Annotated in this window: 25 protein-coding genes and 1 pseudogene; 18 read left to right on the top strand and 8 right to left on the bottom strand. The window is 44.2% G+C overall.

Annotated features, from left to right (window positions below; genetic code table 11):
- The first annotated feature begins 46 nt into the window (after positions 1-46).
- The gene (locus HUO09_RS06375) at positions 47-1,255 is read left to right on the top strand and encodes a cation:proton antiporter (RefSeq protein WP_188233392.1); all 1,209 of its coding nucleotides are present in this window, start codon (positions 47-49) and stop codon (positions 1,253-1,255) included.
- 92 nt (positions 1,256-1,347) lie between these two features.
- Here the strand turns inward: HUO09_RS06375 and HUO09_RS06370 are convergent, their stop codons facing one another.
- Both HUO09_RS06370 and hisC read right to left on the bottom strand, forming a co-directional pair.
- Positions 1,348-2,121 carry an ABC transporter substrate-binding protein gene (locus HUO09_RS06370; RefSeq protein WP_167411803.1) on the bottom strand — a complete coding sequence of 258 codons (774 nt, stop codon included), beginning with the start codon at positions 2,119-2,121 and terminating at the stop codon, positions 1,348-1,350.
- Positions 2,122-2,145: 24 nt separating this feature from the next.
- On the bottom strand, positions 2,146-3,219 hold the full coding sequence (hisC, locus tag HUO09_RS06365) for a histidinol-phosphate transaminase (protein ID WP_188233391.1): 1,074 nt from the start codon (positions 3,217-3,219) through the stop codon (positions 2,146-2,148).
- 183 nt (positions 3,220-3,402) lie between these two features.
- Here hisC and HUO09_RS06360 point away from each other — a divergent pair, with 183 nt between their 5' ends.
- Together HUO09_RS06360 and HUO09_RS06355 are read left to right on the top strand one after the other, a co-directional pair.
- Complete coding sequence (locus HUO09_RS06360; protein ID WP_373563685.1) at positions 3,403-4,329, top strand: LysR substrate-binding domain-containing protein; 927 nt, start codon at positions 3,403-3,405, stop codon at positions 4,327-4,329.
- 52 nt (positions 4,330-4,381) lie between these two features.
- A complete protein-coding gene (locus HUO09_RS06355; protein WP_167411800.1) occupies positions 4,382-4,663 on the top strand; it encodes a DUF134 domain-containing protein in 282 nt (93 codons plus the stop codon).
- A 22-nt stretch (positions 4,664-4,685) separates the two neighbouring features.
- Here the strand turns inward: HUO09_RS06355 and HUO09_RS06350 are convergent, their stop codons facing one another.
- Positions 4,686-5,588, bottom strand: coding sequence for a LysR family transcriptional regulator (locus tag HUO09_RS06350; protein ID WP_167411799.1), 903 nt, complete (start codon positions 5,586-5,588; stop codon positions 4,686-4,688).
- A 165-nt stretch (positions 5,589-5,753) separates the two neighbouring features.
- On the opposite strand from HUO09_RS06350, the gene HUO09_RS06345 reads away from it, so the two are divergent.
- Both HUO09_RS06345 and HUO09_RS06340 read left to right on the top strand, forming a co-directional pair.
- Positions 5,754-6,557, top strand: a complete 804-nt coding sequence (locus HUO09_RS06345; protein ID WP_188233389.1) for a class III extradiol ring-cleavage dioxygenase — start codon at positions 5,754-5,756, stop codon at positions 6,555-6,557.
- Positions 6,558-6,711: 154 nt separating this feature from the next.
- Positions 6,712-8,337, top strand: a complete 1,626-nt coding sequence (locus HUO09_RS06340; protein ID WP_167411797.1) for a methyl-accepting chemotaxis protein — start codon at positions 6,712-6,714, stop codon at positions 8,335-8,337.
- Positions 8,338-8,401: 64 nt separating this feature from the next.
- Here the strand turns inward: HUO09_RS06340 and HUO09_RS06335 are convergent, their stop codons facing one another.
- Positions 8,402-9,028, bottom strand: a complete 627-nt coding sequence (locus HUO09_RS06335; RefSeq protein WP_188233388.1) for a triacylglycerol lipase — start codon at positions 9,026-9,028, stop codon at positions 8,402-8,404.
- 308 nt (positions 9,029-9,336) lie between these two features.
- On the opposite strand from HUO09_RS06335, the gene HUO09_RS06330 reads away from it, so the two are divergent.
- Positions 9,337-10,422 (top strand): AarF/UbiB family protein, encoded by a 1,086-nt coding sequence (locus HUO09_RS06330; RefSeq protein ID WP_188233387.1) that lies wholly within the window; start codon positions 9,337-9,339, stop codon positions 10,420-10,422.
- Between the two features lie 153 nt (positions 10,423-10,575).
- Here the strand turns inward: HUO09_RS06330 and HUO09_RS06325 are convergent, their stop codons facing one another.
- Positions 10,576-10,845, bottom strand: coding sequence for an Lpp/OprI family alanine-zipper lipoprotein (locus HUO09_RS06325; protein WP_167411794.1), 270 nt, complete (start codon positions 10,843-10,845; stop codon positions 10,576-10,578).
- A gap of 329 nt (positions 10,846-11,174) precedes the next feature.
- On the opposite strand from HUO09_RS06325, the gene HUO09_RS06320 reads away from it, so the two are divergent.
- The 8 genes from HUO09_RS06320 to HUO09_RS06285 all read left to right on the top strand — a co-directional run bounded on the left by HUO09_RS06320 (position 11,175) and on the right by HUO09_RS06285 (position 19,146).
- The gene (locus HUO09_RS06320; RefSeq protein WP_167411819.1) at positions 11,175-12,518 is read left to right on the top strand and encodes a DEAD/DEAH box helicase; all 1,344 of its coding nucleotides are present in this window, start codon (positions 11,175-11,177) and stop codon (positions 12,516-12,518) included.
- A 221-nt stretch (positions 12,519-12,739) separates the two neighbouring features.
- A complete protein-coding gene (locus HUO09_RS06315; RefSeq protein ID WP_188233386.1) occupies positions 12,740-13,390 on the top strand; it encodes a thermostable hemolysin in 651 nt (216 codons plus the stop codon).
- 2 nt (positions 13,391-13,392) lie between these two features.
- Entirely contained in the window at positions 13,393-14,880 is a 1,488-nt protein-coding gene (locus tag HUO09_RS06310; RefSeq protein ID WP_223159361.1) for an AMP-binding protein, read from the top strand.
- Positions 14,881-14,929: 49 nt separating this feature from the next.
- Positions 14,930-15,613 (top strand): TenA family transcriptional regulator, encoded by a 684-nt coding sequence (locus HUO09_RS06305; RefSeq protein ID WP_188233384.1) that lies wholly within the window; start codon positions 14,930-14,932, stop codon positions 15,611-15,613.
- A 9-nt stretch (positions 15,614-15,622) separates the two neighbouring features.
- Positions 15,623-16,432 (top strand): SDR family oxidoreductase, encoded by an 810-nt coding sequence (locus tag HUO09_RS06300; protein WP_188233383.1) that lies wholly within the window; start codon positions 15,623-15,625, stop codon positions 16,430-16,432.
- 14 nt (positions 16,433-16,446) lie between these two features.
- Entirely contained in the window at positions 16,447-17,082 is a 636-nt protein-coding gene (locus HUO09_RS06295) for a hypothetical protein (protein ID WP_167411789.1), read from the top strand.
- Positions 17,083-17,084: 2 nt separating this feature from the next.
- Positions 17,085-17,741 carry a response regulator gene (locus HUO09_RS06290; protein ID WP_167411788.1) on the top strand — a complete coding sequence of 219 codons (657 nt, stop codon included), beginning with the start codon at positions 17,085-17,087 and terminating at the stop codon, positions 17,739-17,741.
- On the top strand, positions 17,731-19,146 hold the full coding sequence (locus HUO09_RS06285; protein WP_188233382.1) for an ATP-binding protein: 1,416 nt from the start codon (positions 17,731-17,733) through the stop codon (positions 19,144-19,146). Before HUO09_RS06290 ends, HUO09_RS06285 begins: the two co-directional genes overlap by 11 nt.
- 46 nt (positions 19,147-19,192) lie before the next feature.
- On the opposite strand, the pseudogene HUO09_RS06280 reads toward HUO09_RS06285, so the two are convergent.
- Positions 19,193-20,776: pseudogene (locus tag HUO09_RS06280) on the bottom strand (AMP-binding protein); the annotation flags it as partial.
- Between the two features lie 646 nt (positions 20,777-21,422).
- Here HUO09_RS06280 and ectA point away from each other — a divergent pair.
- The 4 genes from ectA to HUO09_RS06260 all read left to right on the top strand — a co-directional run bounded on the left by ectA (position 21,423) and on the right by HUO09_RS06260 (position 25,213).
- On the top strand, positions 21,423-21,974 hold the full coding sequence (gene ectA / locus HUO09_RS06275) for a diaminobutyrate acetyltransferase (protein ID WP_167411818.1): 552 nt from the start codon (positions 21,423-21,425) through the stop codon (positions 21,972-21,974).
- A gap of 59 nt (positions 21,975-22,033) precedes the next feature.
- Positions 22,034-23,299, top strand: a complete 1,266-nt coding sequence (gene ectB, locus HUO09_RS06270) for a diaminobutyrate--2-oxoglutarate transaminase (protein ID WP_188233380.1) — start codon at positions 22,034-22,036, stop codon at positions 23,297-23,299.
- 9 nt (positions 23,300-23,308) lie between these two features.
- The gene (locus HUO09_RS06265; RefSeq protein WP_188233379.1) at positions 23,309-23,695 is read left to right on the top strand and encodes an ectoine synthase; all 387 of its coding nucleotides are present in this window, start codon (positions 23,309-23,311) and stop codon (positions 23,693-23,695) included.
- A 93-nt stretch (positions 23,696-23,788) separates the two neighbouring features.
- Positions 23,789-25,213, top strand: a complete 1,425-nt coding sequence (locus HUO09_RS06260; RefSeq protein WP_188233378.1) for an aspartate kinase — start codon at positions 23,789-23,791, stop codon at positions 25,211-25,213.
- 85 nt (positions 25,214-25,298) lie between these two features.
- Here the strand turns inward: HUO09_RS06260 and HUO09_RS06255 are convergent, their stop codons facing one another.
- Entirely contained in the window at positions 25,299-25,685 is a 387-nt protein-coding gene (locus HUO09_RS06255; RefSeq protein ID WP_188233377.1) for a VOC family protein, read from the bottom strand.
- Positions 25,686-25,702: 17 nt separating this feature from the next.
- Positions 25,703-26,626 carry a LysR family transcriptional regulator gene (locus HUO09_RS06250; protein WP_167411817.1) on the bottom strand — a complete coding sequence of 308 codons (924 nt, stop codon included), beginning with the start codon at positions 26,624-26,626 and terminating at the stop codon, positions 25,703-25,705.
- Between the last annotated feature and the right edge of the window lie 6 nt (positions 26,627-26,632).

Genomic DNA, 26,632 nt, shown 5'->3' with positions numbered 1-26,632 from the left:
ATCAGCAATCATCCGAACGGATATCACTCCCAAAAGGCATAAGCTTGTGGAAGAACACATTATTATCCTTGTAATCGCTTTAGTGATCCTTAGCTACGGTTACATATCAAATTTTCTGGCTCGTTATGATATTTCTGGACCAATGGTATTTACCGGTCTAGGATTGCTGTTCTCTCCGCTCGGGCTGAATTTTGCTCAGCTCAATATCGACGCCAATATGGTTACAGTGCTAGTCGAAATCGCTTTGGTCTTGGTGTTGTTTAGTGACGCGGCATTGTTGGATCTCCCTCTTTTAAAGCAGTCGTGGAAAATTCCGGCGAGACTGCTTTTTATCGGTCTGCCAATGACCGTGGTGGCGGGAACCATAGCAGGGAAAATGATTTTCCCTGAAATGCCATTTTTGGATTTATTACTGCTGGCTTTGATTCTCACACCGACCGATGCAGCACTGGGAAAATCGGTCGTTTCCGATCCCGTCGTTCCCAAAACGGTACGCTCCACCATCAATGTCGAAAGTGGTTTAAATGACGGTATTGTTTTCCCTGTCTTGATTACAGTGGTTGCCGCGATAAGCGCTGGCATTCACCATGAACCTCAAGGGAACTGGATGATTTACGTTGCCAAACAGATTGTGTTTGGTGGCTTGGCTGGCGCGGCGATTGGATACTTGGGTGCGAAAGCGCAGATGAAGTGTTTGCAGAAAGGGTGGATGGTGGAAACCTATCGCAACTTGGTGCCAATCGCCTTAGCCATTCTCTCTTATTACAGTGCCGAGGTCGTTTCTGGCAATGGCTTTATAGCTGCGTTTTTTGCTGGCTTATATGCTGGGAATACCAATCAAGGCGTTCGCGAGCATATTGAAGATTTTGCCGAGAGCGAAGGCGAACTTTTGGTGCTAATTAGCTTTTTTATCTTTGGTTTCGCTTTTGTTCCGGTGACTTGGGACTACATTTCAGCACCCGTGATTGTTTACGCTTTACTGAGTTTGACCGTGTTGCGGATGCTGCCTGTGATTCTATGTTTACTGGGAAGCAAACTCGATTTAAAAACCATGAGCTTTATTGCTTGGTTTGGCCCAAGAGGCATTGCTTCAATTTTGTATGCTCTTCTGGTTGCCCATGAATTTGGGTCTATTAGAGGTTATGAACAGTTGTTTGCTGTTGTGACCTTAACCGTATTGATGAGTATTTTCGCTCACGGTTTTTCTGCTCAGCCGTTGGCGAATTTGTATAGCAAACATATCCAAAAGCCATAGTCGCATCTCAAACAAAGCTGCATGCAAAACAAAGCCGGCTTGATTGCCGGCTTTGATCTCAATAAATCGTGTCTAAAGATGATGAGATTGAATTACAGATTTTCACCATAGATATCGAAGCTGAAGTATTTCGCTGCGATCTTATCGTAAGTACCGTTTTGGCGAATTTCGACGATAGCTTGGTTAAATTTCTCTGCTAGTTTTTGGTCCTGCTTACGTAGCGCAAGTGCAGTACCTTCACCGATGTAGGCTTTATCGGTTACCGCTTGTCCTTTGAATTCGAAGCTCTTTCCTTCCGCTTTATCTAGGAAAGCGAGAGACAGTTGGTCTGCGTTACCAAATGTTGCATCTAATCGACCGTTTTGCATGTCGATGTAAACTTCGTCCTGACCTGTATAGCGTTTGATCTCAGCCACTGCGCCGAACTTGTCTGTTACGTAGCGGTCATGAATCGTACCTTGCTGAACACCAATCACTTTGTCTTTCATACCAGCTTGATCAATGGTGAAATCAGCATTTTTCGCTGCCACAAAACGAGCGGGTGTTTGGTAGTACTTGTTGGTGAACAGAACCTTTTTCTTACGGTCATCTGTGATGCGCATGGACGCCATAATCACGTCTGATTTACGAGCAAGCAGGCTAGGGATAAGCGCATCCCAGCTTTGTGAAACCCAAGTACACTCAAGTTTTGCTTGTGCACATAACGCGTCCGCAATTTCAATATCGAAGCCAACAGGTGTGCCATCGGCATTCTTGTAGTTGAACGGTGGGTAAGTGAAGTCAGAAGCAAGGCGCACTTCTTTTGCAAATGCTGCTGAACCAAACAGTGCTGCACAACAAGCTAAACCTAAAGCTAATTTTTTCATTGGTTAATTCCTTTTATCAATTATCTACGATTGCGTTGGGTAACTGCGGAGCACACTGATCACTTCTTCCATGCTCGATTGGCTACCGATAGTGATTCGTACGCAGTTTCTAAGTGCAGGGTCGTGACTTTGATTGCGAGTCACAATACCGTGCTTTAGAAGATACGCAAACAAGTCTTCACCTGAATGTGTACGCACTAACACGAAATTGGTTGATGACGGGTAAACGTGAGCAATACAAGGTAAGTTGTTTAACTCACCCATAAACCATTCACGGGTACGAATAAGCGTTTGAGTGTTCGCTTCCACCTGTTTCAAACCCGTTTCAGACAGAGCGGCTAATACCACCGTCGCACTAGAATCTGGCATTGGGTAAGGTGGGATAAGCTTTGCAACGAAATCCATCACACTTTGGTCGGCGATAATAAAACCGCAACGTATTGCCGCTAAACCAAAGGCTTTCGATAAAGTGCGAATTACTACTAAGTTTGGATATTGAGCAATCAGACTTGCGGCATTGTGTTCCATTTCAAATTCGATATAGGCTTCATCAACGACGACGATGGCATCGTCTTTTGTACCTTCAAGTACTTTGCTGATCTCTGCTTGAGAGATGAGATTGCCCGTTGGGTTATTCGGCGAACACAAAAACACCAAATTCGCCTCTTTCGCTGCCTGAATAACACCTTGGCTGTCCAAGTCGAAAGCATCACCAATCAATGGAACTTTGATGGTTTCCATCGCAAGTGCATCTGCACAGAACTCATACATGGCGTAAGTTGGCGGACAAACCACGATCTTATCTTTGCCCGGTTGACAGAATGTTCGAATCAGCAGATCAATGGCTTCGTCTGCTCCACGCACCGCAAGCACTGGCGCATCAACCTCCGCGTATTTTTGATAAGCCGATGCGACATCATGAGGCAGAAAATCAGGGTAACGGTTGTAGCCTTGTTCCTGATTATCGAAATGGATTGGAAACTCAAGCTCGTTGGCGTTTAACCATACTCGACCTGAACCACCGATACGTCTTGCCGACTGATAAGGTATTAATTTTTTTATGACCTCTGGTACCAATGAAGCGGCTAGTGAAGACATGGATGACCTCTCGCTAGTGCTAGTTAGTCGCACTAAGTGATTTTTTATTCGTTAAATTGCATTTAATTTGTTTTTATTTGCAATTCGCTTTTTGTTTTGATTATTCAATCAAAAAGAATTTGTAAAAAGAATCGAAATAAACACATACTAGCCATGATAAAAAATCATAGCTTGGGGTGTGGAGTGCATCTTCCATCAACAAAAACATTGCAGGCATTTCTCGCCACAGCAGAACATTTGAACTTTACTAAGGCTGCGCATGCTTTGAACCTGACTCAGGGCGCGATCAGTCGGCAAATCCTTTCACTGGAAGAGTTATTGGGTGTGAAATTGTTTTTCCGTCATGCAAGGGGGTTGTCACTCACGCAGCAAGGGTTGAAGTTTGTTCCTCATGCTGAAGATGTACTCAACCGTCTACGCTCGGCGATTGAAGAGGTTTCTTCGACACCTTCAACCATTAAGCTCAATGCACCAAGCTGCGTGACATCTTGGTTACTTCCAAGATTAATGGCATTTCAGGATGCGCACCCTGATATTGATGTGGAGCTGACCTCAACCATCAAACATCATCTTGAACCGAACTTTAATTTGTTTGATGCAGTGATTATGTACAGCAAAGCTCCCAAGCTTCCTTCGGTGGTGAGCCATCAATTATTTGAAGAGTGTTTGACCCCTATCTGTCGTCCAGAACTGTTGGATGATTTGGGGAAACCGTTATCGTTTGATGATTTATCGCGACTGACTTGGCTGCATGCGAACACGGAACAAAGTGACTGGAAGTTATGGTTAAACCATATGGACAGGAGAGAGCTGTTTAGCAAGAGTAATCAGCACTTCTCTACACTTGACCAAACTATGAACGCCGCTCAGCAAGGGTTTGGCATTGCTGTCGGAGACATTACGCTTGCAGAGCAAGATCTTGCTATGCATCGATTAATTCGGCCATTTGAACAAACAGTACTTTCTGGTCACAGCTATTACTTTTTGTACCCAAAGCAGAGTGATAATCCTATGCTAGATACCCTTCAGGATAGGCTGGTGTCCGGTTTTCAACATTCGGCGAAACCAAGTTCAGCGAAAATAGAAAAGCAGGTTACTGTCGCGAAATAGTGACTGCACAAACTTAAGACTAAAAAGAACAAGATAAAAAGAAGGAGCCAATATGGCACGTCCTAAAATTCCTCGTCAGATTTGTGGTTCTCCGGCACAAAGCTGCTTTAAACCCAATGGTGTACCGATGGCCAGTTTGGAAAAAGTGTTTCTTGAATCTGATGAGTTTGAAGCAATTCGGCTGGTGGATTTCCAAGGAATGCAGCAGCAACATGCGGCTGCGGAGATGGGGGTCTCGCGACAAACTCTGGCGAATTTAGTTAAGGCTGCCCGTAAAAAAGTGGCGGACAGTTTATTAAATGGCAAAGCCTTGATGATGAGCCCTGCTGAGTAATCTTGCGTTGCTTTGGGTGCGTCTATTCGTAGTTGTCCCAATACGGCTTATCACCGTAGAAGCCAGATAGAAAGTCGATAAAGTGGCGAACTTTGGATGCAAGGAATTCTCTGTGACTGTATAGCGCATAGAGCCCGAGAGGTTCAATCGGGAAGTTGTCGAGAATCTCCAGCTCTCCAGACGCAATCGCAGAGCCAGTCAGAAAAGTAGGTTGAATGGCATAGCCACGCCCCAATACTGCTGTTTTGACAATGACATCACCGTTGTTGCTGGCGAAATCACTATGGAAGTCGTGCACTGATAAGTGTTTCGGCCAGTGAGTAAAAAGACTTCTTGGATCAGAGTACGAAAAACGCAGATAGTTGAGCTGACATAACTCATCAAAGTTTGATGGTCTGCCATGTTTATCCCAATAGCTTGGCGCGGCGCAAACGAAGAGGTTGATCGGCGTTATTTTTTTCGCCACAAGCGCTGAGTCTTTGAGATGACCGATACGCAGGGCGATATCAACCCCTTCTTCGAGAATGTCGACTTTCCTGTCAGTTAAAAACAGCTCAACTTTGATCTCTGGGAACTGAGCCTGGAACTCAGCGATTGGAGCAGACAAATGGTAAACCCCAAAAGACATCGGCGCGCTTATCCTCAACGTGCCTGAAACTTGGGTATGCAAATTAGAAATCGCACTTTCCATATCATCAATATCCAACAATACTTGATGACAACGGTCAAAATATGTTTGACCAGCTTCGGTCAAATTCACTCGTCGCGTGGTCCGGTTGAGCAACCTGATCTTTAAATCGTCTTCAAGTTGCGCGACGTATTTGCTGACCAGTTGTGGTGACAGTTCCAGCTTATCGGCCGCTTTGACAAAACTCCCTTCAGACACCACGGTCGTGAATGCTCTCATAGCAACAATCTTGTCCATATTAACTTCTGCCTGTATTAGAAATGCCACGTTTATAATTAAGCAACACGGCGCTATTTTATCACGCCTGAGTTGATAGGTATATTTGCTGACATAGTCAAGGCGAGCTGAGATTTAAGCCAAACTTAGATTTAAAGTGAAAGCCGCCGAATCAGGAGAAGTAAAATGACCACCACTCAACGTATGCCAGCATTGTTTTTATCCCATGGTTCTCCAATGATGGCGCTCGAACATTCGCAAACAACCGAATTCTTTAAACAGCTCAGCGACAAATTTCCAGAGCCTAAAGCGATAGTGATTTTTTCAGCGCATTATGACCGTCGTGGCCCAGTTTCTATTACCAGCGGACACAGTTTGGGCACAATCCATGATTTTTATGGATTTCCTAAGCCACTTTACGATATCGACTACTCTGTGAAAGGTGCGCCAGTATTGGCACAAAAAGCGGCTAAATTACTGCAAGATGCAGGACTAAGCGCTCAACTGGATTCAAATCAAGGGTTGGATCATGGCGCCTGGGTACCTATGCTCTATATGTATCCACAGAAAAATGTGCCGATTATTCAGGTGTCGATCAATAGTTCTATGGATGCGATTTATCACTATGAAATTGGTCGTTGGTTACGTCCACTTCGTGAAGAAGGCGTGCTGTTTGTTGGTTCTGGTGGTATCAGCCATAACTTGCGTGAAATATTTGCGCCAGTCCCAGTTCCGAAAAGGGTAGAGAAAGTGAATCAGTTTACTGAGTGGGTGGGTGAGCATCTGGCTGCTGGCAACATTAGTGCATTACTGGATTACTTAAACCAAGCGCCACACGCAAGGTTTAATCACCCGACGCCGGATCATTATCTGCCTCTGCCTTGTATTCTGGGTACCAGCTATGACGATGAAATTGGTCAGGTTCTTCACCGTGCTATCGATCTGGAAATCTTAGCGCTTGATGCTTACGGTTTTGGCATTGCAGCTTAAAACATGCCGTTCATGTTAAGCCCGAGGGAGTGTTCTCTTGGGCTTTTTTATAGGTTGTATCTATTAAAATAATAGGATTAATCGATCATCCATTACATCTAATCTCTGTTAAATTTTGTCCTTCGTTAGGTCGTTAGGTCGTTAGGGCATTATTATGCGTTCATTTTCAATTACAAATTTAGTTCGGGGAAATGCGTTCATAGCCGTTGCAGCTATTGTCGCGTTGTCCCTATATCTCTTACTCACTTTGACCCGAGTGCAGTCTCAGTTCGGTAACGTTGTAGACCGCAATGTCAGTCTTATGACGACAGTTTCGGATCTCCGTTATTACACAGTGACATATCGTCGTTTTGCTTTGGACTACGGTTTGACGTCGGATGAACAACAACATAGCAAGATTGTTCAAACCATCGCGCTCAATGATAAGAAAGTGGATGATTCTTTTAAGCACATGAAAGAGCTGGCTGATACCAGTGATATTCAGGCCGCAGTGTACGATTTCGAGCGCCGCATTGATGAATACAGAGCGATGCAACAACATTACATCAGCTTGATTGATCAAGGGCATATTGATGACGCAAGACGTGAGATGTTAGGTCCAATGCTTGCGCCGTTTAATACCATCGTCGATCGCTTAACTCAGCTACAAAACGATTTAGAACAAGAAGCGAACTTGATCAAACAAAACAAACAAGCAGACATCGATGATGCTCTCCAGTGGTCGGTTATCGCCGCAAGTGTTGTAGTTATCTTGCTGGTGGCATTTAGCTACTACACAGCGAAACGAGTTTTGAACCCATTGAACCGTTTAAAAGCGCACATGTCGGTGGTTGGTCAAGGTCAATTGCAAGCGACGTTGGCAAAGAATGATTTTCACTCTGATGAGTTTGGCGAAGCTGCAACGGCATTTAACAGTATGCAACAGAATCTGCTCAATCTAATTATCACGGTGAAAGAGAGCGTTCATTCACTGGATTTAGTCTCAGAAGAGCTGGCGGCGAAAGTAGCGCATACCCAACAAAGTGTTGATGCTCAGAAAATCGAGATTGATCAGATTGTTGGTGCCTCTCAAGAACTCACTGAGAACACACAATTTATCGACCAAGTCACACAGCAAGCATCAGAAAAGAGTGGAATGACGAAGCAGCAAGCGCAAATTGGAGAGCAGAGCATCGTAAATTCAATCTCGCGCACTGAAAATATGTCGCAATTGATTGGTCAAACAGGAGAAGTCATTGAAGGGCTTTATCGTGGTAGCTTTGATATCAGTGTGATTTCCGATGTGATCAGTAATATCACCAAACAAACCAACCTACTTGCTTTGAACGCAGCCATTGAAGCGGCTCGTGCGGGAGAGAGTGGCCGAGGATTTGCGGTGGTGGCTGATCAGGTGCGAGAACTGGCACAGCAAACTCAAAGTTCTATCGATCAAATTGGCGGCATTATTGGCAATTTGCAGTCTCAAGCTACTAATGCGCAACAGCTGATGAGTCAATGCCAAGAGCAAATCGGTGTGAGCTTACAGCAAGTGACGGAAGCGGGTGAGTCGTACCATGCCATCGTCAGTGCTGCTGAAGAAATTGCCAATATGGACAGCCAGATCGCGAGGCTTTCACAAGATCAGCAGTTGCTATCGGTAAATGTGAACAGCAGTGTTCAAGCGATCAGTCAGTCTTCGCTAGATATAGAGAATATCGCAAGTGACACCACTAAGACTTACCATGCGGTACAAGCTCAAACAGAACATTTAAAACAGTACATAGGGGCTTTTACCGTTTAAATCGATTTCGTTCCAAACCTGCACTTTTCCCGAATAAAAGTAAACTTGCCTAATCATTCCGCTTTTATTCGGGCTTTTTTTGTGCGAACGTATCGTGACGAATGAAGTGATCAATTTGTTCTGCCACTTTCGAGCTATAAATCAAACTGGTGTGAGTGTTCCGCATGAGGTGGTGCGCTGTCATTCCCACGATTTTGGTTTCATCTACCGTAACTGTGCCATCGGAATGTGTGTCTTTCCCCATCAAAATAGAGCGTACGCCTAGAGGAACAGTACCCGCTAAGCTGCCCAGCTTTTGTGGAAACGCCCACTTATCTTCGTGCTTTTGCAGTCCGAATTTCGCAGAATTTCCCAGCAATACCCCCAAGCCCATTTGTTGAATTTTGCCAACAATCGAAGCGCCGTTAATCGGAGAACCCAACGCAACAACATGTGAAATGGTATCTACATCCGGTTTACGTGAAGCAAGGTAGCGCTTAATCACCACGCCTCCCAAACTGTGTCCAACCAGAATATTGGTTTGCTTGTGATCGATCGCTTTATCAATCGCTGAAAACACCTTGCGTTCATCAATAGCAACCGAGTTATAACTCACCACTTCGGTATCATAGCCCAGTTTTTCAAGACGTTGGCTGAGTGGCAACATCGCAATTCCGTGCATGTACAGCCCATGAAGAATGATCACTTTCATACGGTATCTCTGGGTTCTTTAGGTGAACAGGTAATAATGCAATGGAGTTAATATAACGATGCTTGAACGCCTTTCAAAGCCTTGATTTGGCTTACATGTAAATAGTCGGTGTTCTTAAGTTTTTTGTTCATATCTCAAGCTTGCCCTACAAGGAAAGCGAAGCTTCTCAGCCTCTTCGTTTTCTCTTCCTTCTTTGTTTATCCTCCCTTTGTTATTGCTCAAGGTATGATGCTTTTTCCACCAGTTGAGTGTGTTGTGAGCAGATAACAACAAAGTAATAACAGAGCCAATAGCGGGAAGAGAAGACAATGAACCTGAGACAACAACAGCAAAAAGTGTTTGATGAGAGCGGAGAAAACTTGGTGGTGGGTAGTGAACAGCACTGCCCTGTGGAACCTTCCATTCTTGCTGATATCACGGAAGATTCACCTCTGGTTGTCAGCGTGATTCGCTCAGGGCTAACCGCAGAAGTCTTTCACCTAAGAATTGACGGTAAAGATTACAATCTGAAAAAGCGTCGCCAAGTGGCAAAAGTGGCTAACTTAGATGGTCAATACTCTTTTCTCAATGAAGTTCAGCGGCGTAATGACCTACAAAAACTCAAGCAGCAATCAGATACAGCCCCACGACTTACCCATATAGTGCCCACGATCTACGCCAACTACCGTCTGGGAATTATTTTGTCGCCGTGGATTGAAGGCGAACACATTAGTGAAGTCACGCCAGATTTGATTCAACAGTTGTTCACCACGTTATTAGCGTGTGAAGAACACGGTTTGATGGAGTGGGATCTTTGTAGTGGCAACTTGCTGGTGGATCAACATCAGCAACTTTGGTTGTTTGATTTTGGTTATATGTATTCGTTTAACCCCAAAACTGACTTCAACAGCAATGGAATAGCCGATCCTTTGTTTCATATGGTGGAACGCTTCGAAACCCGCTTATTTTTTGGCTGGTTGCTAAAAAAAGATCACTCTTTGACTGAGCAACTAGAGTTGTACCGGACATTGAAACAAATTGCTGTGGAGGTTTATCAGCAAAAAATCGAGTGGCTTAAAGCACAACATGCAGAAGTTATGGTGATTAATCACTTTGAAAGTCTTATTGAAACCTGGCGGAGAGCGTTAGCCTGTGATGATGAACTCAGGCATTTGTTCCAGCTCGAATCTTTTCGTTCTCATGTGCTGGATATTGAGGATGATATCGACGGTCAATCCTGTACTGAATTAACGTTACAACGCATATCGCTGGTGCTTGATGTGCTGAGAAGTGACTTTGATTACCTGAAAGAAAGAGGAGGGTTGTTTTACGCAAATAAAGGCAAATCACAACAAGCCCTCATTGAGCAATACGAGCAGAAACGCGAGTTGGCACAGAAATATCAATTGCGGTAGAGGAAGGCGGGTAGTCCATTGAAGTTTTGCCGAGAGTTGCTAGTCAATCATTCATGTCTGCGGCTAGCAATGACGGAAAAAGTAAGCCTCCAAATCCCACAGAAGGAATTGGAGGCTTAAGAAACTCAAGCTGTATGCAGTTGGGTTGAAATCTTATTTAGTATAAGACTGAGCGATGTTGTCGATACGCTCATTTGCGCGAGCAGCTTCTTCTTGAGCAGACATTGCTGAATCCGATGCTGAAGCTGCTTTTGAGCTTAGCATTGCGTGCTCACTCTTAAGTGCTGCAACTTCGTCATTTAGTTGGCTAACTTGGCTGTTTAGCTCATCCAATTTTGCTGTTGTTGCTTCGTCTGGACCTGATGCACAACCTGCTAGTAATAGTACAGATGACGCTGCTGCTGCGATTAACATCTTGTTCATATGAACTCCTTGATTTTATGTAAATATCAAAACGTCCTATACATTCTTTTCCATATAGTGACGAGTTATAGTGTAGACACTATTTTACGCTTAGCCTAATTAGAAAAAGTCAAAATAACCCAAAATAATGTCAATGAATCAAATGATTGTGTGAATTCTTACTGCTAAGAATTACTTTAGCACCAATTTTGACTGTAGTGCATATACTATTTAAGTGTTATGAAGAGAATATTTTCTGTGATCTCTATCTATTAGCGCACTATTCGCGGTATTATACTGCGCTTTCATTTTGACCATTTAGCCACATTGGTTTGGCTACCCCCACTGATTTGGAGAATCCTTTGCAGTTTAAAGATTTAGGCTTAGATAATCGCTTATTGAAAAACTTAGCACACTACGATTTCAAACAAGCGACCGAAATCCAGAAGATCGCGATTCCTGTTGCTATTGCAGGAAAAGATGTCTTGGCATCTTCTAAAACTGGTTCCGGTAAAACACTAGCCTTTTTACTTCCTACTCTGCATAAAGCTTTAAAAACAAAGGCTTTTTCAGCAAAAGATCCACGTGCAGTCATTCTGTTGCCAACGCGTGAATTGGCGAAGCAAGTGTATGGTGAACTGCGCGTTATGTTGGGCGGTTTGAGCTACACAGGTACGCTTATTACTGGTGGTGAAAACTTCAACGACCAAGTGAAAGCTCTGAACCGTTACCCGCGTTTTATCGTTGCGACTCCTGGCCGTCTTGCGGATCATCTTGAGCACCGTTCGTTATTTTTAGATGGCGTGGATACTCTGATTCTTGATGAAGCAGACCGCATGTTGGATTTGGGTTTCGCTCCTCAACTTCGTCACATCCATAAAGCTGCGAAGCATCGTCGTCGCCAAACGCTGATGTTTTCTGCCACTTTGGATCACGCAGAAGTTAACGATATCGCATCTGAGATGTTAAATGACCCGCGTCGTATTTCAGTGGGTGTCTCAAACGAGCAACACAAAGACATTCGCCAACGTTTCTACCTGTGCGATCACCTTGACCACAAAGAAGCGTTACTGGATCGAGTGCTGAACGATGCGGAATATCGTCAGGTGATTATCTTTACGGCAACACGTGCGGATACTGAACGTTTAACCGATAAGTTGAATGAGCAAAAACTGAAAGCTGTGGCGTTAAGCGGAAGCCTGAACCAAGCGCAGCGTAACACCATTATGAGCCAGTTTGAGCGTGCGGTATTTAAGATTCTAGTGACGACGGATGTAGCGTCCCGAGGTCTGGATATTGCTAACGTGACCCACGTTATCAACTTTGATATGCCGAAGCACACCGAAGAATACGTTCACCGTGTGGGACGTACTGGTCGAGCAGGGCACAAAGGGGATGCTATCTCTTTTGTTGGTCCTAAAGACTGGGATAGCTTCAAACGAGTAGAAGCATTCTTGCAACAAGACATTCAATTTGATGAGTTGGAAGGGTTAAAAGGCAAATTTAAGGGACTTAAACCAAGACAACCAGTGCGTAAAGCGAACGCTCAAGCAAACAAGAATGTGAAGTCGCAAGCGAAGAAGGTAGCTAAAAAACCAGCCAAACGCGACAAGAGCTTCTACCAAAACGTGGCTGTGGGTGACGATGTATTCATTCCTAAGAAGAAAGTTGCGCCTAAAGCAGACGAAGAATAATCAGTGAGATTATCAACCCAATAAAAAATGCCGCTTTGACAGCGGCATTTTTGTCTGTGCTATATGCTGTCTTTACTCATTTCTAAGTCAACAACATCTGTACTTAGAAACTCGCGCCCCCAAAGGGTGGGATAAAAAAGTCCTATTCTTAATTTTCCTTAAGCTTTCCTTAAGTTTACTTATTTAAGCTCTCCCTATAGCTAGCAGAGAGGGCTTCTTGTATGGCAGATTTCTTTCCATCTCACCCATTTAAGCTTGAGATTATCGACCGCTTTCATCCGCAACGTAGTGATATTGAACACTACATTGCGCAGCGTTATTCCTTAGCATTTGATGCACATTTAAATTCTTTTATGCCTACGTTTATGGCTTTGATGGAAGGCGAGGAAATTCGCTCTTTATGCGGTTTCCGAGTTGCCAGTGACGAACCACTGTTTCTTGAACAGTATCTAGATGAACCAGCAGATAAGCTTTTAAACCATGTGTTTCACCAGCCTTTATCTGTAGAAAACACGGCTAACAATCGCATAGAGCGCAGCAATCTTATTGAGTTTGGACAACTTGCTTCATTTTCGAAAGGCTTTTCTACGCTTCATTTTCTGCTCATGACTAAAAAGTTGGTGGAGAGTGGCTATGAATGGTGCATTTTTACTGCCACAGATCCGCTGTACGCCATGATGTCCCGACTCGGTTTGGAAAGCACAGTTTTGGCTGAAGCTGACCCATCAAGAATTCCCGATGCTACGTACACATGGGGTAACTACTATCAACATCAACCGCGTATTGTCGCTGGCAACCTGAAGCATGGTCTCGCGCATCTAGAGGCTCTGTTCGCTGAAAAAGTGTGTCGTGCGCGTGGAGGTGCACTGTGAACATGATTATTGAGTCTCTCATCCGACACTCCATTGAAACACCAAACAAAATCGCATTTATTGGTGGCAATGAAGAGATTTCTTATCAAAACCTACTCATCAGAGTGCGTGGTGTGGCTGAGTATTTGGTTGAGCATTCACCAAAATGTATAGCGTTACGTGCCGAAAACAGCCTTGACTGGGTCATTGCCGATCTTGCTGCGCTATATGCTGATATTCCTAATGTACCCGTCCCGTTGTTTTTTACCCCAGAACAAGTCGAACATATTGTGACTGAGTCTGGCGCGGATTTGTTACTTGGAAATTGGGATGCTTGGATTCAGAACGCCAGTGCTGACGTAAATTCGCTGGATGCAAAAATGGTGGGTGAAGTTGAGAATTTAAGTGTCTGGAAACGAATTGTAGAGTCTGAAAAGCAACTTCTACCACATACCGGAAAAATCACGTTTACCTCGGGTTCTACTGGCCATCCGAAAGGGGTGTGTTTGAGTCAGAATCAATTATCAAAGGTTAGCCGTTCACTGGCTGATACGATTGCTACCGAAGCGAAATGTGAAAAGCATCTGGTTCTTTTGCCTTTATCCACGCTGCTAGAAAATATCACGGGTATCTATGTTCCAATTATTCTTGGGGCAACCTCGGTGGTGTTGAACGGCGCAGAAGTGGGGCTGAATGGTTCAAGCAATTTCGATCCATCTCAATTTGCATTGGCGTTGGCAAAGTATCTGCCGAACAGCTTAGTGTTAACTCCGGCTCTGCTGATGGCTTTGATTGAAGTGGTAAAAGCGATGCCAATCTTAGCGCGAAACTTAGAGTTCGTTGCGGTAGGAGGGGCTCGCGTCTCACCACAGCTATTAGAAATGGCTCATAGCTTAGGTATTCCTGCTTTTGAAGGATATGGTCTTTCTGAAAATGCATCGGTTGTCAGTCTAAATACCCCATCCGCCTATAAAGCTGGCACCAGTGGAAAACCACTGCCGCATATTGATGTGAAAGTTTCCAATGACGGCGAAATCTACGTTTCAGGCTGTGTTGCATTGGGTTATATCGACCAACCCTTCGAACAGGGTTGGTATGCCACGGGCGATTTAGGTCACCTTGATGAAGATGGATTTTTGGTGATTAACGGTCGTAAAAAGAACCAAATCATTACTGCATTCGGTCGCAATATCTCACCAGAGTGGGTGGAATCTGAAGCTCAAGCATTTAGGGCGCTACACGGAATGGTATTGGTTGGTGATGGCGAGAAGTCACTGAGTGCCATTACAGCAAACTCAAATGTTGAAGAGGTTACAGCGGCGCTGAAACAGCTTAATCAACGTCTTCCTGACTACGCTCGGATCCGTACTTTAATTACCGCTCAAGGACTGAGTTCGCTGGCAGGGTTTTATACCAGTAACGGCCGCCCGATTCGCTCCAAATTTGAACAGTGGATGTTGAGTAAAACGGAGCAAAACGACGGACGGATAATTACGCCAATTAACGAATGAATGAAAGTCGCCAATTATTTTTGAACAGAAGAATTACGGAGCAACAACCATGACTGCATTTTTTGAAATTCTGAAGAAAGAAACCCAAGACGCTCAACAGCAGATGCTACAAGCACCGATTTTCGCGGCTTGTGCTCGTGGTGAAATTGAGCTGGATACGTATGTAAACTTTCTTACTCAGGCTTTCCACCACGTAAAGCACACCGTACCATTGCTAATGGCTTGTGGTGGCCGCTTGCCGGAGAAATACGAGTGGTTACGTCAAGCTATAGGTGAATACATCGAAGAAGAAAAAGGTCACCACGAATGGATTCTAAATGACATCGAAGCCTGTGGCGCGAATGCTGAAGCTGTACGAGCAAACTCAGGCAATGGTCGTGTAGGCACTGCCATTGAACTGATGGTGGCGTATTTGTACCACCAAATCGATCGCGGCAATCCCATCGCTTTCTTTGGCATGGTATGGGTACTAGAAGGTACTAGTGTGGGTGTTGGTGGGCAAGTCGCAGCTCTGGTCAAACAGACATTAAATCTACCCGATACCGCAATGAGCTATCTAACCTCACATAGCGTTCTCGACCAAGATCATATCCAATTGTTTGAGGGTTTGATGAATCAAATTACCGATGAGAAAGATCAAGCGGCCATTATTGATTCAGCCAACATGGTTTTCCAGCTATACGGCCAAATGCTGCAAGAGTTGACGCCAACAGCAATGAAAAATGCGGCTTAAGGAACACTTATGGAACTGCAAGACAAACGTGTATTACTGACTGGCGCTTCTGGCGGAATTGGCAAAGAGGTTGCGAAAGCACTCGAAGCAAAAGGGGCAAAGCTGCTTTTAGTTGCTCGCAACGGAAATAAGCTTGAAGCGCTGAAAAATAGCTTAGAGTTTCCTCATCATCACGAAGTTGTGGCTGCGGACCTGTCTACAGATGAGGGCCTCGAAAAGGTGAAACAAACGTGTTTGAACCTGTCGCAGAAAGGGCAACGTATTGATGTGCTGATCAACAATGCTGGTAGTAATCAGTTCAGCTTTCTTGCTCAAAGAAGTAGCTCATCGATCGAGTTAGAGATGCGTTTGAACTTGTTGGTTCCGATGTTGTTGAGTCAATCTGCGCTCTCTTGGATTAGCTGTCCGGGGATTATTCTGAATGTTGGGTCAACGTTTGGCTCAATTGGTTTTCCCGGTTACACCACCTATTGTGCGGCAAAATCGGGTTTGCAGCGTTTTAGTGAAGCGTTAGACAGAGAGTTAGATGGTTCAGGCATTCGCGCGCTTTATCTCGCGCCACGCGCAACGGACACGGATTTAAATGACAACTTGGTGAATCAAATGAATCAACAGCTTGGTAATAAAAGCGATTCACCGACAGTGGTTGCGAAGCATGTGGTAGATATATTGGAAAAAGAGCAAGCTGCGCGTTGGATTGGCTGGCCGGAAAAACTGTTTGCTCGTATTAATCAGATCCTTCCTGGCGTTGTGTCTAAGTCGATCCGCAAACAACAAGACACCATTCATCACTTTATTAACCAAGTCCATAGCAAGTAACTGAGGGACGAATTATGAAATATTTATTATCAACTTTAGCTGCTACTATTTGTTTTGGCGCTGCAACATCAGCCTTTGCTGCGGGAGCCGATCCGTTAATCACGATTCAAAAAAAATGGGCAGTCTGTCAGTATGAGTCCAAAGATTCGGATAATCAGGTTTACTGTTTGGAAAACTTAATCAAGCGCAACGAAGAAGCATTGAAACAAGACCCAAACCGCCAAGAGTTAAAATTGTGGCTGGCAATCAACAAGTCATCACTTGCGGGTGCTGACGGTGGTTTAGGCGCACTTTCGTTAGTGAAAGAAGCCAAAGCGCTTTTAGAACAAGTTATTGATAAAGCGCCAGAAACGTTAAATGGTTCAGCGTTTACCAGCTTAGGTTCGCTATACTACAAAGTACCGGGGTGGCCAATCGGATTCGGTGATGATGAAATGGCTGAAAAAATGCTCCGTAAAGCATTGGAAATCAACCCAGATGGCATCGATCCAAATTATTTTTACGCGGACTTTTTAGCGCAAGATGGACGCAAAAAAGAAGCCATCCCGTATCTAACCAAAGCACAGAAAGCGCCGCCTCGTGCTGATCGTCCTTTAGCCGATCAGGGGCGTCAGCAAGAAATAGCAAAATTATTAGGAGAACTTCAATAACCATGCGGTTACTTTTAGTTGAAGATGACGCATTACTCGGGCAATCCATGGTGACTTCGCTTAGTCGTCATGGATATACCGTAGATTGGGTAGACAGAGGCGGCGGTGTTGAAGTCGCGATGAAAACGGAGCAATTCGCTGCCGTTATTTTGGATCTTACCCTGCCAGATATTGATGGGTTGGTCGTGTTGCGAAACCTACGTCGAGCTGGCTATACCTTACCTGTGTTAATTCTTACTGCGCGTGATGATATTGAGGACAGAGTAAAAGGCTTAGATGGTGGAGCCGACGATTACTTAGTGAAGCCATTTGCCCTTGAAGAGTTGATGGCTCGGCTGCGGGTGCTCATTCGTCGTCAATCAGGGTATTGTGATGAACGCATCGTTGTTGGACAACTTTCTCTCTCTTTAGCGGAACAAGCCGTTGATTATGAGGGAAACAGACTAAAGTTAACCAATAATGAATTTAAATTGCTTACCGCATTAATGACTCATGCGGGGAGAGTGCTCAGTAAAGACCAGCTACAACAGTCGTTGCACGGTTGGGATGAAGGAGCCAGTGATAATGCTATCGAAGTGCATATTCACAACTTGCGTAAAAAAGTTCCAAATAACCTGATTAAGAATATCCGTGGCGTGGGGTACATCATTGAAAAATAAAGTAGAAGCAACTTTTTCTATTAAAAAGCGATTGACGATATCAGTGATCGCACTTTCATCCGTTTTAATTTTGATTTGTTTGTATTTCAGCTTCTCTTATTCAAAACATGAAATTGAAGAGGTATACGATGCGCGCCTTGGTCAGTCAGCCAAGATGTTGCTTCTGAGTATGCCGATTTCCGAACAGCCTATGCAGTCAGGCCATACGCGTGAGTTATTTGATAACTGGATGAAACGCATTGAGCGACAAGCTAAAGGTGATGATAACCCAACTCCATTTGGCCATCCTTACGAGCAACATATTTTAGTTCAGTTTTATATCGCCGATGAGCTCATTTGGAGCTCGATTCCGGAAATAGATAACCTCAACCATGACCCTAAATACGCAGGGTTTGGTTATATGGATATTGAGAACGAATCTTGGCGATTTTTCCAGCTTCCATTGCCTAAAGCGATGAATGTTAAGCATGAATACATCTTTGTTGCTGAAAAAGAGTCTATTCGTGATGAGATGATGTATGAATTGGCTCTATCAGCTGCGTTACCGCAATTTGTTTTGATTCCGTGTTTAGCGCTGATGATGGTGCTTTTGATTGATAAACATTTTAAGCCAATCACTGAACTTAAGCGGGCGATTGCTCAACGCAGTGCGAATAAGCTAGACAGCATATACGTCGCAAACCCGACGCATGAATTGTCCCCTTTAGTTGCCGCTCTTAATACTTTGTTGAGCGAATTGGAGCAAGCATGGCAAAGGGAAAAGCGTTTTACTCGTATGGCTGCCCATGAACTGAAAACACCGCTGACCATACTGCGGCTGAACGCAGAAAACGCGTTGATGAGCCAAAACGAGCAACAACTGAAATCAGATTTGAACAATATTCTTCAAGGTATCGATAGAACTGATCGCATGATCCAGCAGCTTTTGACACTGGCGAGAGTGGAAAGTATTCATGAAATGAAATTCTTGGTTGTTGATCTGCCTAAGCTTTGCCAGTCAGTAATTGCAGAGCGCGTACCACTCGCTCTTAAGCATCAACAAGAAATTTCGTTCGAAGGTAACGATATTGAGATATTGGGTGATGAAGCACTGCTGAGGATGTTGCTAACAAACCTGCTTGATAATGCAATGCGTTATTCGGGCGATGGATCTTTGATCAACATCCGGTTGGAAGAGGAACAAGAGTCAGTGAACGTCTACGTTAGTGATACGGGTAAAAATATCTCTAATGAAACGCGGGAAAAAATGTTCGATAACTTCTATCGAGCTAATACAGAAAAAGGTGATGGGGCTGGTCTTGGTATGTCGATTACCCGAGATGTCGCCAAATTGCACGGCGGAAGCGTTGAACTGCTTCCTCGCGCGGACAGTCGCAATACGTTTTTGGTTGTGCTTCCGAAATAGTATTTGGGAAAATAGAGTTTGTAGTGTTGCGGCGTTAAGACTTAAGGCCGTAACATCGCATACCACCATTACTGGTCACTTCTGCTTGCTGCCCCTGATGCCAGGCACCGTCCTCACTGTTCCAAAAAGCCAGGTGATACTGCTCGCCATCATCATGCCAGAACCCGATAGGCTGATTTGGAAAACTATTTCTGCAAATCAATTCGCCTTCGATAAGAGATACAGATTCGCCGTTTGGGTCAACAACATCAATTTCCAATCCTAAAGCCGCACCTTGGCACTCTCCGCTGTATACCGGAGAGATAGGGTTGCCTATCACAAAGTTGCCTAGGATATCAGTATCTCCGGACATGACAGACAGGTGTAAGTCGGGTTTTATTTGATCGTAAATATAAGAAAATTGTTCTTCTTCGAGCATTTTCCCTGTTGAGCAGAGTGTTTTAAGAGACGTTAAAGCGTAAAAATTGCCGGGAGAAAACTCTTTTTTCTCAAGAGACTGTAAGTAGCTTGCTGGGGTTGCGAGTAGAGTAACTTCAGCCTCCTGAATAAACTCCCATAAAGCCCCTGCTTGAGGATAAAGCGGACAACCATCATAGATGACTAAGGTCGCTCCGCTTGCCAGTGCAGAGGTATGCCAGTTCCACATCATCGAGTCGCATTCAGTGTTGACCAGAATGCGATCATCGGGCTGTATATCACATTGAAGCTGATGTTCTTTTAAGTGGTTAAGGATGGTTCCGCCGACACTATGAGCAGTACATCTTGGTGGCGCGTTATCTCTTTCGGAAAATAGTACGAACAACGGGTCATTAAAACCAATTCGTTCGTAAGTTAACCCCCGAGGAAGGTAGCTAGAAAGCAGGGATTGCCAGTCGGAAAACGTATCATTGAAATTCACGCTGTACTCACGTTGCTGCAAATATTCTATCTGGCAGGTGTTTTCAATACTTTCAATTGATTGAACGATTTTAGAATTGCTTTCTTCCATCACATGGTTGGTGCCGTTAAAACTATAGCCGTTACAGCAGAACAAAATCTTTGGTTGAATCTGTTCAAAGCGAGCAATGATGTCGTCAATATTGTCTGAAGGGGAAGTTGATGCCCATATCGCTCCTAAGCTGGTGGTTGCCAGCATCGCCACAACGGTTTCAGGCATATGCGGTAAGCAAGCCGCAACCACATCACCTTTTGTTACCCCATTCTGTGTTAGCCATTGCTGCACAATCGATACTTGGTCACTGAGCTGTTGCCATGTCAGTTTTTTACTTTGTCCGTTTTCATTTTTAAACCAGATAGCAACGCCTTCTGGTTTTTGGAAGGCATAGGACAGTAAGTTCTCGGCGTAGTTGAGCTGGGCTTGAGGAAACCAAATCGTATCGCGAGCAGGAAGGAATTTTTGCCAACGAGCAATGCCTTCACCATAGATACAATTTCCACAGAATCCAATCACATCACAGAATTGCCAAATCTCCAGCCAGAACTTTTTTTTGTCTGCCACTGACCATTGATGGAGCTGTTGATAGGTTTCAACGGCTTCACCTTGCATATTGATGTGTTGAATAAACTGCTGAAGATTCGACGTTTGAATTCGATCTTCACTGGGTATCCACAATGGGGTTTCGTTAGACATAACTCTCTCAGCCATTCAATTTACTCTGAATAGAGTTTTGACGCAGATCTAGACAAAGTCAAACAACAGCTCACTGATATTTAAGAAAAAAGAGAAGTCTGAACGTAGGCGCGATTGTTTAAGTTGGCGAAAGAATGAGGCTGTTGCCAGATTGCAGTACGAGACAGGTAAAAAAAGAGCCAACCGTAAGTAATACGATTGGCTGATATAACATGTGAACAAATGTATTCACTAACAACGTCAGTTGGCTAGGTGACCCTCGGCTTAATAAGGGTCATCTAATATAAAGCATATTGCATGCCAACTTGTTTAGCATGATTTTTGGTTAATAATTGACCAAAAATTGCGATTTATGAACGTTTTGTTAATTTTATTCGCAAAATGCAAATGCATAATGCAAAAGTTTAGTCAATTTGCTAGTGATAATCTTGATATTAAAATGGCATTTCATTAAATCAATATAAGTTTAATTATAGTTAGAGTGCTAATTATTATTCTTGTGTCTTATAAATTTAATTAAACCAAGTAAGTACTATAAAAACAGTGATTTATAGGTTTATTTGTATCACCTCTTAATATTTAGGGTTGAAATAATCTTTAGTCTTGTTAGTTTATAAATGGAATTTGTTTAGAGCTCTAAATGATTATGTGGCGAACAATGATTACAGCAGCACCTTGGGTCGCATACCCAGAAATTATGCAAAATCTTGAGGAAGATTGGGTTTTTCGTATCCCCACTGTAAGTGATGGCGCGAAGATACATGAGCTTATTGCGCAGTGCGCACCGCTCGATGAAAACTCCGCCTATTGCAACTTTCTGCAATCAACGCACTTTCAAAGCACCTGTGTTGTCGCTGAGTGTGACGGTGAGATCGTTGGTTTCGTTTCAGCCTATCGCAAGCCGGATAATCCTAATGAGTTATTCATTTGGCAAGTCGCTGTGCATGAAAGTGCGCGAGGTAAAGGTCTGGCTTTCCATATGCTGAAAGAGATTCTGACCAGAGATGATCTGCAAGACATCCAAGTGTTGGAAACCACAATCACTAAAGACAACCTCGGGTCTTGGAGCCTGTTTAAGAAATTAGACAGAGCGCATGGAGAGCGCGGCGAAGTATCCACTTTTCTCGATGAAACCCGTCATTTTGAAGGTAAACACGATACGGAATATCTGTATCGAATTCCTCTAAAGCAGCAGTAGCTAAAAGCTAAGGCTGTTGTTCATTCAAAAATCAATAAAGAAGGTTAAAACTCTACGTTATGGATATCTTTAAGAAAAAAGAATCAAACGTTCAATCTTACGCAAAAAATTTCCCCGTTGTTTTCTCCACTGCCAAAGGCAGTTGGCTCTACACCAAAGATGGTGACGCTTATCTTGATTTCTTAGCGGGTGCCGGTTCACTGAACTATGGGCACAACAATGCCATTTTTAAGCTTGCACTGCTTGAATATATCGACCGCGATGGCATTACTCATGGACTAGACATGCACTCTGAAGCTAAAGCAGAATTCTTAAGTGCATTACAAACTTACATTTTTGAGCCTCGCTCACTGAACTACAAAGTGCAGTTCACAGGACCTACGGGTACCAACGCCGTTGAAGCGGCAATGAAGCTTGCGCGTAAAGTAACAGGTCGTAGCAATATTGTGGCTTTCACCAATGGTTTCCACGGCTGTTCTTATGGTGCGCTTGCCGCAACAGGTAACCAGCATCATCGTGGCGGCGCTGGCATGGGGCTGTCGGGTGTAACTCGTCTACCGTATGAAGGTTATGCGGATATTGATGGCTTGGCCTTGTTCGAAACCATGTTATGTGACAACTCTTCTGGCTTAGACAAACCTGCTGCTGTTCTGGTTGAAACGGTTCAGGGTGAAGGTGGCTTGAACGCTGCGTCAAATGAGTGGTTACAACGTTTGGCGAAGATTTGTAAAGCACACGATGTGCTGTTGATCGTGGATGACATTCAGGCAGGTTGTGGTCGTACAGGTACGTTCTTTAGTTTTGAGCCTTCGGGCATTCAGCCAGATATTGTTACTTTATCGAAATCTATCGGTGGTTACGGTTTACCTATGGCGGTTGTGCTGTTTAAACCAGAACTAGACCAATGGAAACCAGGCGAGCACAACGGCACATTCCGTGGTAATAACCATGCGTTTGTCACTGCTGCAAAAGCATTTGAAACTTATTGGGCAGATGATGAGTTTTCACTGCACATTCAGCAACGAGCTGAGCAGGTAACGCAAGCCATCCAGAAAGCGCTACGTATGTATCCAACACTGTTTACCCGCTTGAAAGGGCGCGGTCTGATGCAGGGTATTGAGTGCCAGAGTGGAGAAATATCGGACAAAATTGCTCGCGAATGTTTCCGCTTAGGCATGGTGATTGAGACTGCAGGTCCTGATGACGAAGTGGTGAAATTCTTTTGTCCTCTGACTATCAGTGAGTCTGAGCTTGAGCAAGGCTTAACTATTTTCACCCAAGCAGTTGAAAACATCGCATCTCAATACATTAAAAAAGCGTCATAAGGAAAAGTCATGATTGTAAGAACACTAGATGAATGTCGTCAGAGTGAACGTCGAGTTGTAGCTGAAACTTGGGAAAGTGTACGCATGCTGCTGAAAGATGACCAAATGGGCTTTTCGTTTCACATCACCAACATTTACAAAGGCACTGAAACGCATATTCATTACAAGAATCACCTTGAGTCTGTGTACTGCATGTCGGGTGAAGGTGAAATAGAAGTGGTCGGTGGTGAAACTTATCCGATCAAGCCAGGTACCTTATACATTCTCGATAAGCATGATGAGCACTTCTTACGTGCTTATGACGGTGCAGATATGGTGATGGCGTGTGTGTTTAATCCACCGCTAACCGGTGCGGAAACCCACGACAAAGACGGTGTTTACCCGATTGTTGAATAAATCAGCGCGCCTCTTCTCCTTCCTCAATGGAGGAAGGAGATAATTCGAAAAAAATAAGAAGTGACTTTTAACCCAACGAGAAGAGGAGACATCATGTATTACACCGTAGAGAAAATCGGTGGTACTTCTATGTCTGCGTTTGACGCAGTTCTTGATAATATTCTGCTAAAACCGAGCAATCCATACGGTCGAGTATTTGTTGTATCGGCTTATTCAGGGATGACTGACGCGCTGCTTGAGTGCAAACGCACAGGTAAGTCAGGTATCTACAAAATGATCGCCAAACGAGATGACGCTTGGCGTGAGGCAATATACGAACTTGAGCAACGTATGTTGATGATAAACGAGAACTTGTTCGCCGATCCTATGAGTCGATTGCGCGCAGATAAGTTCATTCGCTCTCGAATTTCAGAAGCAGTAAACTGCATTAGCAATATTTTGGAAACCTGCCAGTATGGTCAGTTTTCTTTGCGTCATTATTTGCCACAAGTAAGAGAGTTTCTTTCCTCAATTGGTGAGGCGCACAGTGCCTATAACACGGCGTTAAAGCTCAAAACATTAGGCGTTAATGCGCGTTTTGTGGATTTGTCTGGCTGGAGCAACGGTGCTCAGGGTTCGCTTGATGAGGTTATTCAGAAAGCGTTTGAAGATATCGATGTGCAAACCGAGCTACCGATTGTGACTGGTTATGCCTACTGTGACGAAGGCTTAATGAAAACTTATGATCGCGGTTACAGCGAAATGACCTTTAGCCGTATTGCAGCGCTGACTAATGCGGATCAAGCGATCATTCATAAAGAGTATCACTTAAGTTCGGCAGACCCTCGTGTCGTTGGCCCAGATAAAGTGCGCCCGATGGGGTTAACCAACTTCGATGTTGCAGACCAATTAGCTAACTTGGGAATGGAAGCGATTCACCCGAACGCTGCTGCGGGTCTTCGTAAACAAGGTATTGAACTGCGAGTGAAAAATACTTTCGAACCGGCACATGGTGGCACACTGATTTCTAACCATCATCAGCCTGAAGATAACAAGGTTGAGATCATTGCGGGTCGAAATAAAGTGTTTGCCCTGCATATGTTTGATCAAAGCATGGTCGGTAATGTGGACAACGTAAGTTATGAACTGATGGAAGTCATCGCGGAAGCTAAAGTGCACCTAGTTGGAAAAGAGATGAACGCCAACTCAATGACCTATTTCCTCAGCGGCAGTTCTGAGAACCTCAATGAGGTGCTTTATAAAGCTGAAAAACGTTATCCGAACGCATCTATTTCAGGAAAAATGGTGGCCCTGATCTCTGCAATTGGCGCATCAATCAATACCAATACCGCATTGAGTTTAGGTATGCAGGCGTTGGATAAAGCAGACGTGACACCTATGGCAGCGTATTCTTCAATGCGTAATGTTAACGTGCAATTCGTGGTCGAAGACAGTGACTACAACAGCGCCATTTGTGCCTTGCACCAGAAGTTAATTGCTCAGAAAGAAGAGTCAAAACCTTCAGTAAAAGCGGCTTAACTTGTTTAGATACAAAACGAGTCTTATAAAAAAGGCGTTGAGTGGTCACACTTAACGCCTTTTTAAACACTTATTACTGAGGCTGTTATTCGCTCTGGTACAGTTCCAATGGCATGCCGTCAGGATCTGCGAAGAAGGTATACTGTTTGCCCGTAAACTCATCCACTCTTATCGGTTCAACTTCTACGCCTTGCTGTTCAAGCTTCTTCTTGGCGGCTGAGACATCATCCACACAGAAGGCAAGATGACGTAAGCCTTGTGCTTCTGGATAGCTTGGTCTTTTCGGCGCGTCAGGAAATGAGAACAACTCGATTTGTGAACCATCTGGCAATGCTAAATCTAGCTTGTAAGAGTCGCGCGCTTCCCGGTAATTCTCAGCAATGACTTCCAGCCCGAGAACATCCACATAGAAGGCTTTTGAGCGGGGATAGTCAGAGCAAATAATCGCAGCGTGATGAATTCGTTTTAACATGATGTCCTCTTAGCGTGTCAGCGGTTGAGCTTTGGACGCAAATGCTCCAGCGCGTAATCAATAAAGACTCTCAATCGAGCTGGCATGTACTTGGTTTGCGCATACTGCATAGCAATCGCGCCATGATAGTTACTCTTAATCGTCCACTCTTGTAGCAGTTGCACCACTTCGCCGTTGGCAATCGCATCTTGGACGACGAAATCATGGAATATTCCGATACCCAAACCGTTTTTCGCACCGTTTAAACGGATTTGTGATTGGTTAACCGCGAAACGTCCTGTGACAGCTACTGTGTGAAACTCGTCATCTTTAAGAAAACTCCAGACATGGTCATGTTCTGTCTCTGCAAGGTAGAGGCAATCGTGCTGGGAAAGATCCGTAGGATGTTTGGGTACGCCTCTCTGCTTGAGGTAATCAGGGCTGGCACACAACACCAAGTTGGTTTTCGCCAGTTCTTTGAGCACCAAGTTTTCATCCGGCTTATCGGTCAGTTTAAAGGCGACATCGACATTGTGTTTGAACAGATCTATTTCGCCATCTGCGGCACGAAGTCTGAGTTTGATCTCTGGATATTGTTTTAAAAACGGAACCACCAATGGTTGCAACACGGAATTCAGGAACGCCTCTGGTGCGGCAATGGTGAGAGTGCCTGCTGCCTCGGTATGATCAGAGCTTGAAAGTTCTACTGCCTGCTGCGCGGCATTCATCATCACCAGACACTGGTCATAAATTTTCTGACCTGCCTGAGTAATGAGCAGCTTCCTTGTGGTGCGTTCGAACAGCTTTACAGACAAAGCTTGCTCTAAACGAGTAATAAGTTTACTTAACGCGGACGGAGTAACGCCTAACTTGTGAGCAGCAGCGGTAAAACTGCCTTCATTTACAATTAAGATAAATGTCGCTAAATCAGGAAGTAAGGTAATAAGCTTGGGGTTTAGCATGATGTT

Source organism: Vibrio sp. Y2-5 (assembly GCF_014596725.1).
In the GTDB taxonomy this organism is placed as follows: Bacteria; Pseudomonadota; Gammaproteobacteria; order Enterobacterales; family Vibrionaceae; genus Vibrio.
The sequence above is the reverse complement of the archived record's forward strand: the minus strand, read 5'-3'. Positions and strand labels throughout refer to the sequence as shown.

Excerpts from the sequence above, each read along its gene's own strand:
- HUO09_RS06370 (WP_167411803.1), bottom strand. The coding sequence starts at position 2,121 with ATGAAAAAATTAGCTTTAGGTTTAGCTTGTTGTGCAGCACTGTTTGGT.
- hisC (WP_188233391.1), bottom strand. The coding sequence starts at position 3,219 with ATGTCTTCACTAGCCGCTTCATTGGTACCAGAGGTCATAAAAAAATTA.
- HUO09_RS06355 (WP_167411800.1), top strand. The coding sequence starts at position 4,382 with ATGGCACGTCCTAAAATTCCTCGTCAGATTTGTGGTTCTCCGGCACAA.
- HUO09_RS06350 (WP_167411799.1), bottom strand. The coding sequence starts at position 5,588 with ATGGACAAGATTGTTGCTATGAGAGCATTCACGACCGTGGTGTCTGAA.
- HUO09_RS06345 (WP_188233389.1), top strand. The coding sequence starts at position 5,754 with ATGACCACCACTCAACGTATGCCAGCATTGTTTTTATCCCATGGTTCT.
- HUO09_RS06340 (WP_167411797.1), top strand. The coding sequence starts at position 6,712 with ATGCGTTCATTTTCAATTACAAATTTAGTTCGGGGAAATGCGTTCATA.
- HUO09_RS06335 (WP_188233388.1), bottom strand. The coding sequence starts at position 9,028 with ATGAAAGTGATCATTCTTCATGGGCTGTACATGCACGGAATTGCGATG.
- HUO09_RS06330 (WP_188233387.1), top strand. The coding sequence starts at position 9,337 with ATGAACCTGAGACAACAACAGCAAAAAGTGTTTGATGAGAGCGGAGAA.
- HUO09_RS06325 (WP_167411794.1), bottom strand. The coding sequence starts at position 10,845 with ATGAACAAGATGTTAATCGCAGCAGCAGCGTCATCTGTACTATTACTA.
- HUO09_RS06315 (WP_188233386.1), top strand. The coding sequence starts at position 12,740 with ATGGCAGATTTCTTTCCATCTCACCCATTTAAGCTTGAGATTATCGAC.
- HUO09_RS06310 (WP_223159361.1), top strand. The coding sequence starts at position 13,393 with ATGATTATTGAGTCTCTCATCCGACACTCCATTGAAACACCAAACAAA.
- HUO09_RS06305 (WP_188233384.1), top strand. The coding sequence starts at position 14,930 with ATGACTGCATTTTTTGAAATTCTGAAGAAAGAAACCCAAGACGCTCAA.
- HUO09_RS06300 (WP_188233383.1), top strand. The coding sequence starts at position 15,623 with ATGGAACTGCAAGACAAACGTGTATTACTGACTGGCGCTTCTGGCGGA.
- HUO09_RS06295 (WP_167411789.1), top strand. The coding sequence starts at position 16,447 with ATGAAATATTTATTATCAACTTTAGCTGCTACTATTTGTTTTGGCGCT.
- HUO09_RS06290 (WP_167411788.1), top strand. The coding sequence starts at position 17,085 with ATGCGGTTACTTTTAGTTGAAGATGACGCATTACTCGGGCAATCCATG.
- ectA (WP_167411818.1), top strand. The coding sequence starts at position 21,423 with ATGTGGCGAACAATGATTACAGCAGCACCTTGGGTCGCATACCCAGAA.
- ectB (WP_188233380.1), top strand. The coding sequence starts at position 22,034 with ATGGATATCTTTAAGAAAAAAGAATCAAACGTTCAATCTTACGCAAAA.
- HUO09_RS06265 (WP_188233379.1), top strand. The coding sequence starts at position 23,309 with ATGATTGTAAGAACACTAGATGAATGTCGTCAGAGTGAACGTCGAGTT.
- HUO09_RS06260 (WP_188233378.1), top strand. The coding sequence starts at position 23,789 with ATGTATTACACCGTAGAGAAAATCGGTGGTACTTCTATGTCTGCGTTT.
- HUO09_RS06255 (WP_188233377.1), bottom strand. The coding sequence starts at position 25,685 with ATGTTAAAACGAATTCATCACGCTGCGATTATTTGCTCTGACTATCCC.
- HUO09_RS06250 (WP_167411817.1), bottom strand. The coding sequence starts at position 26,626 with ATGCTAAACCCCAAGCTTATTACCTTACTTCCTGATTTAGCGACATTT.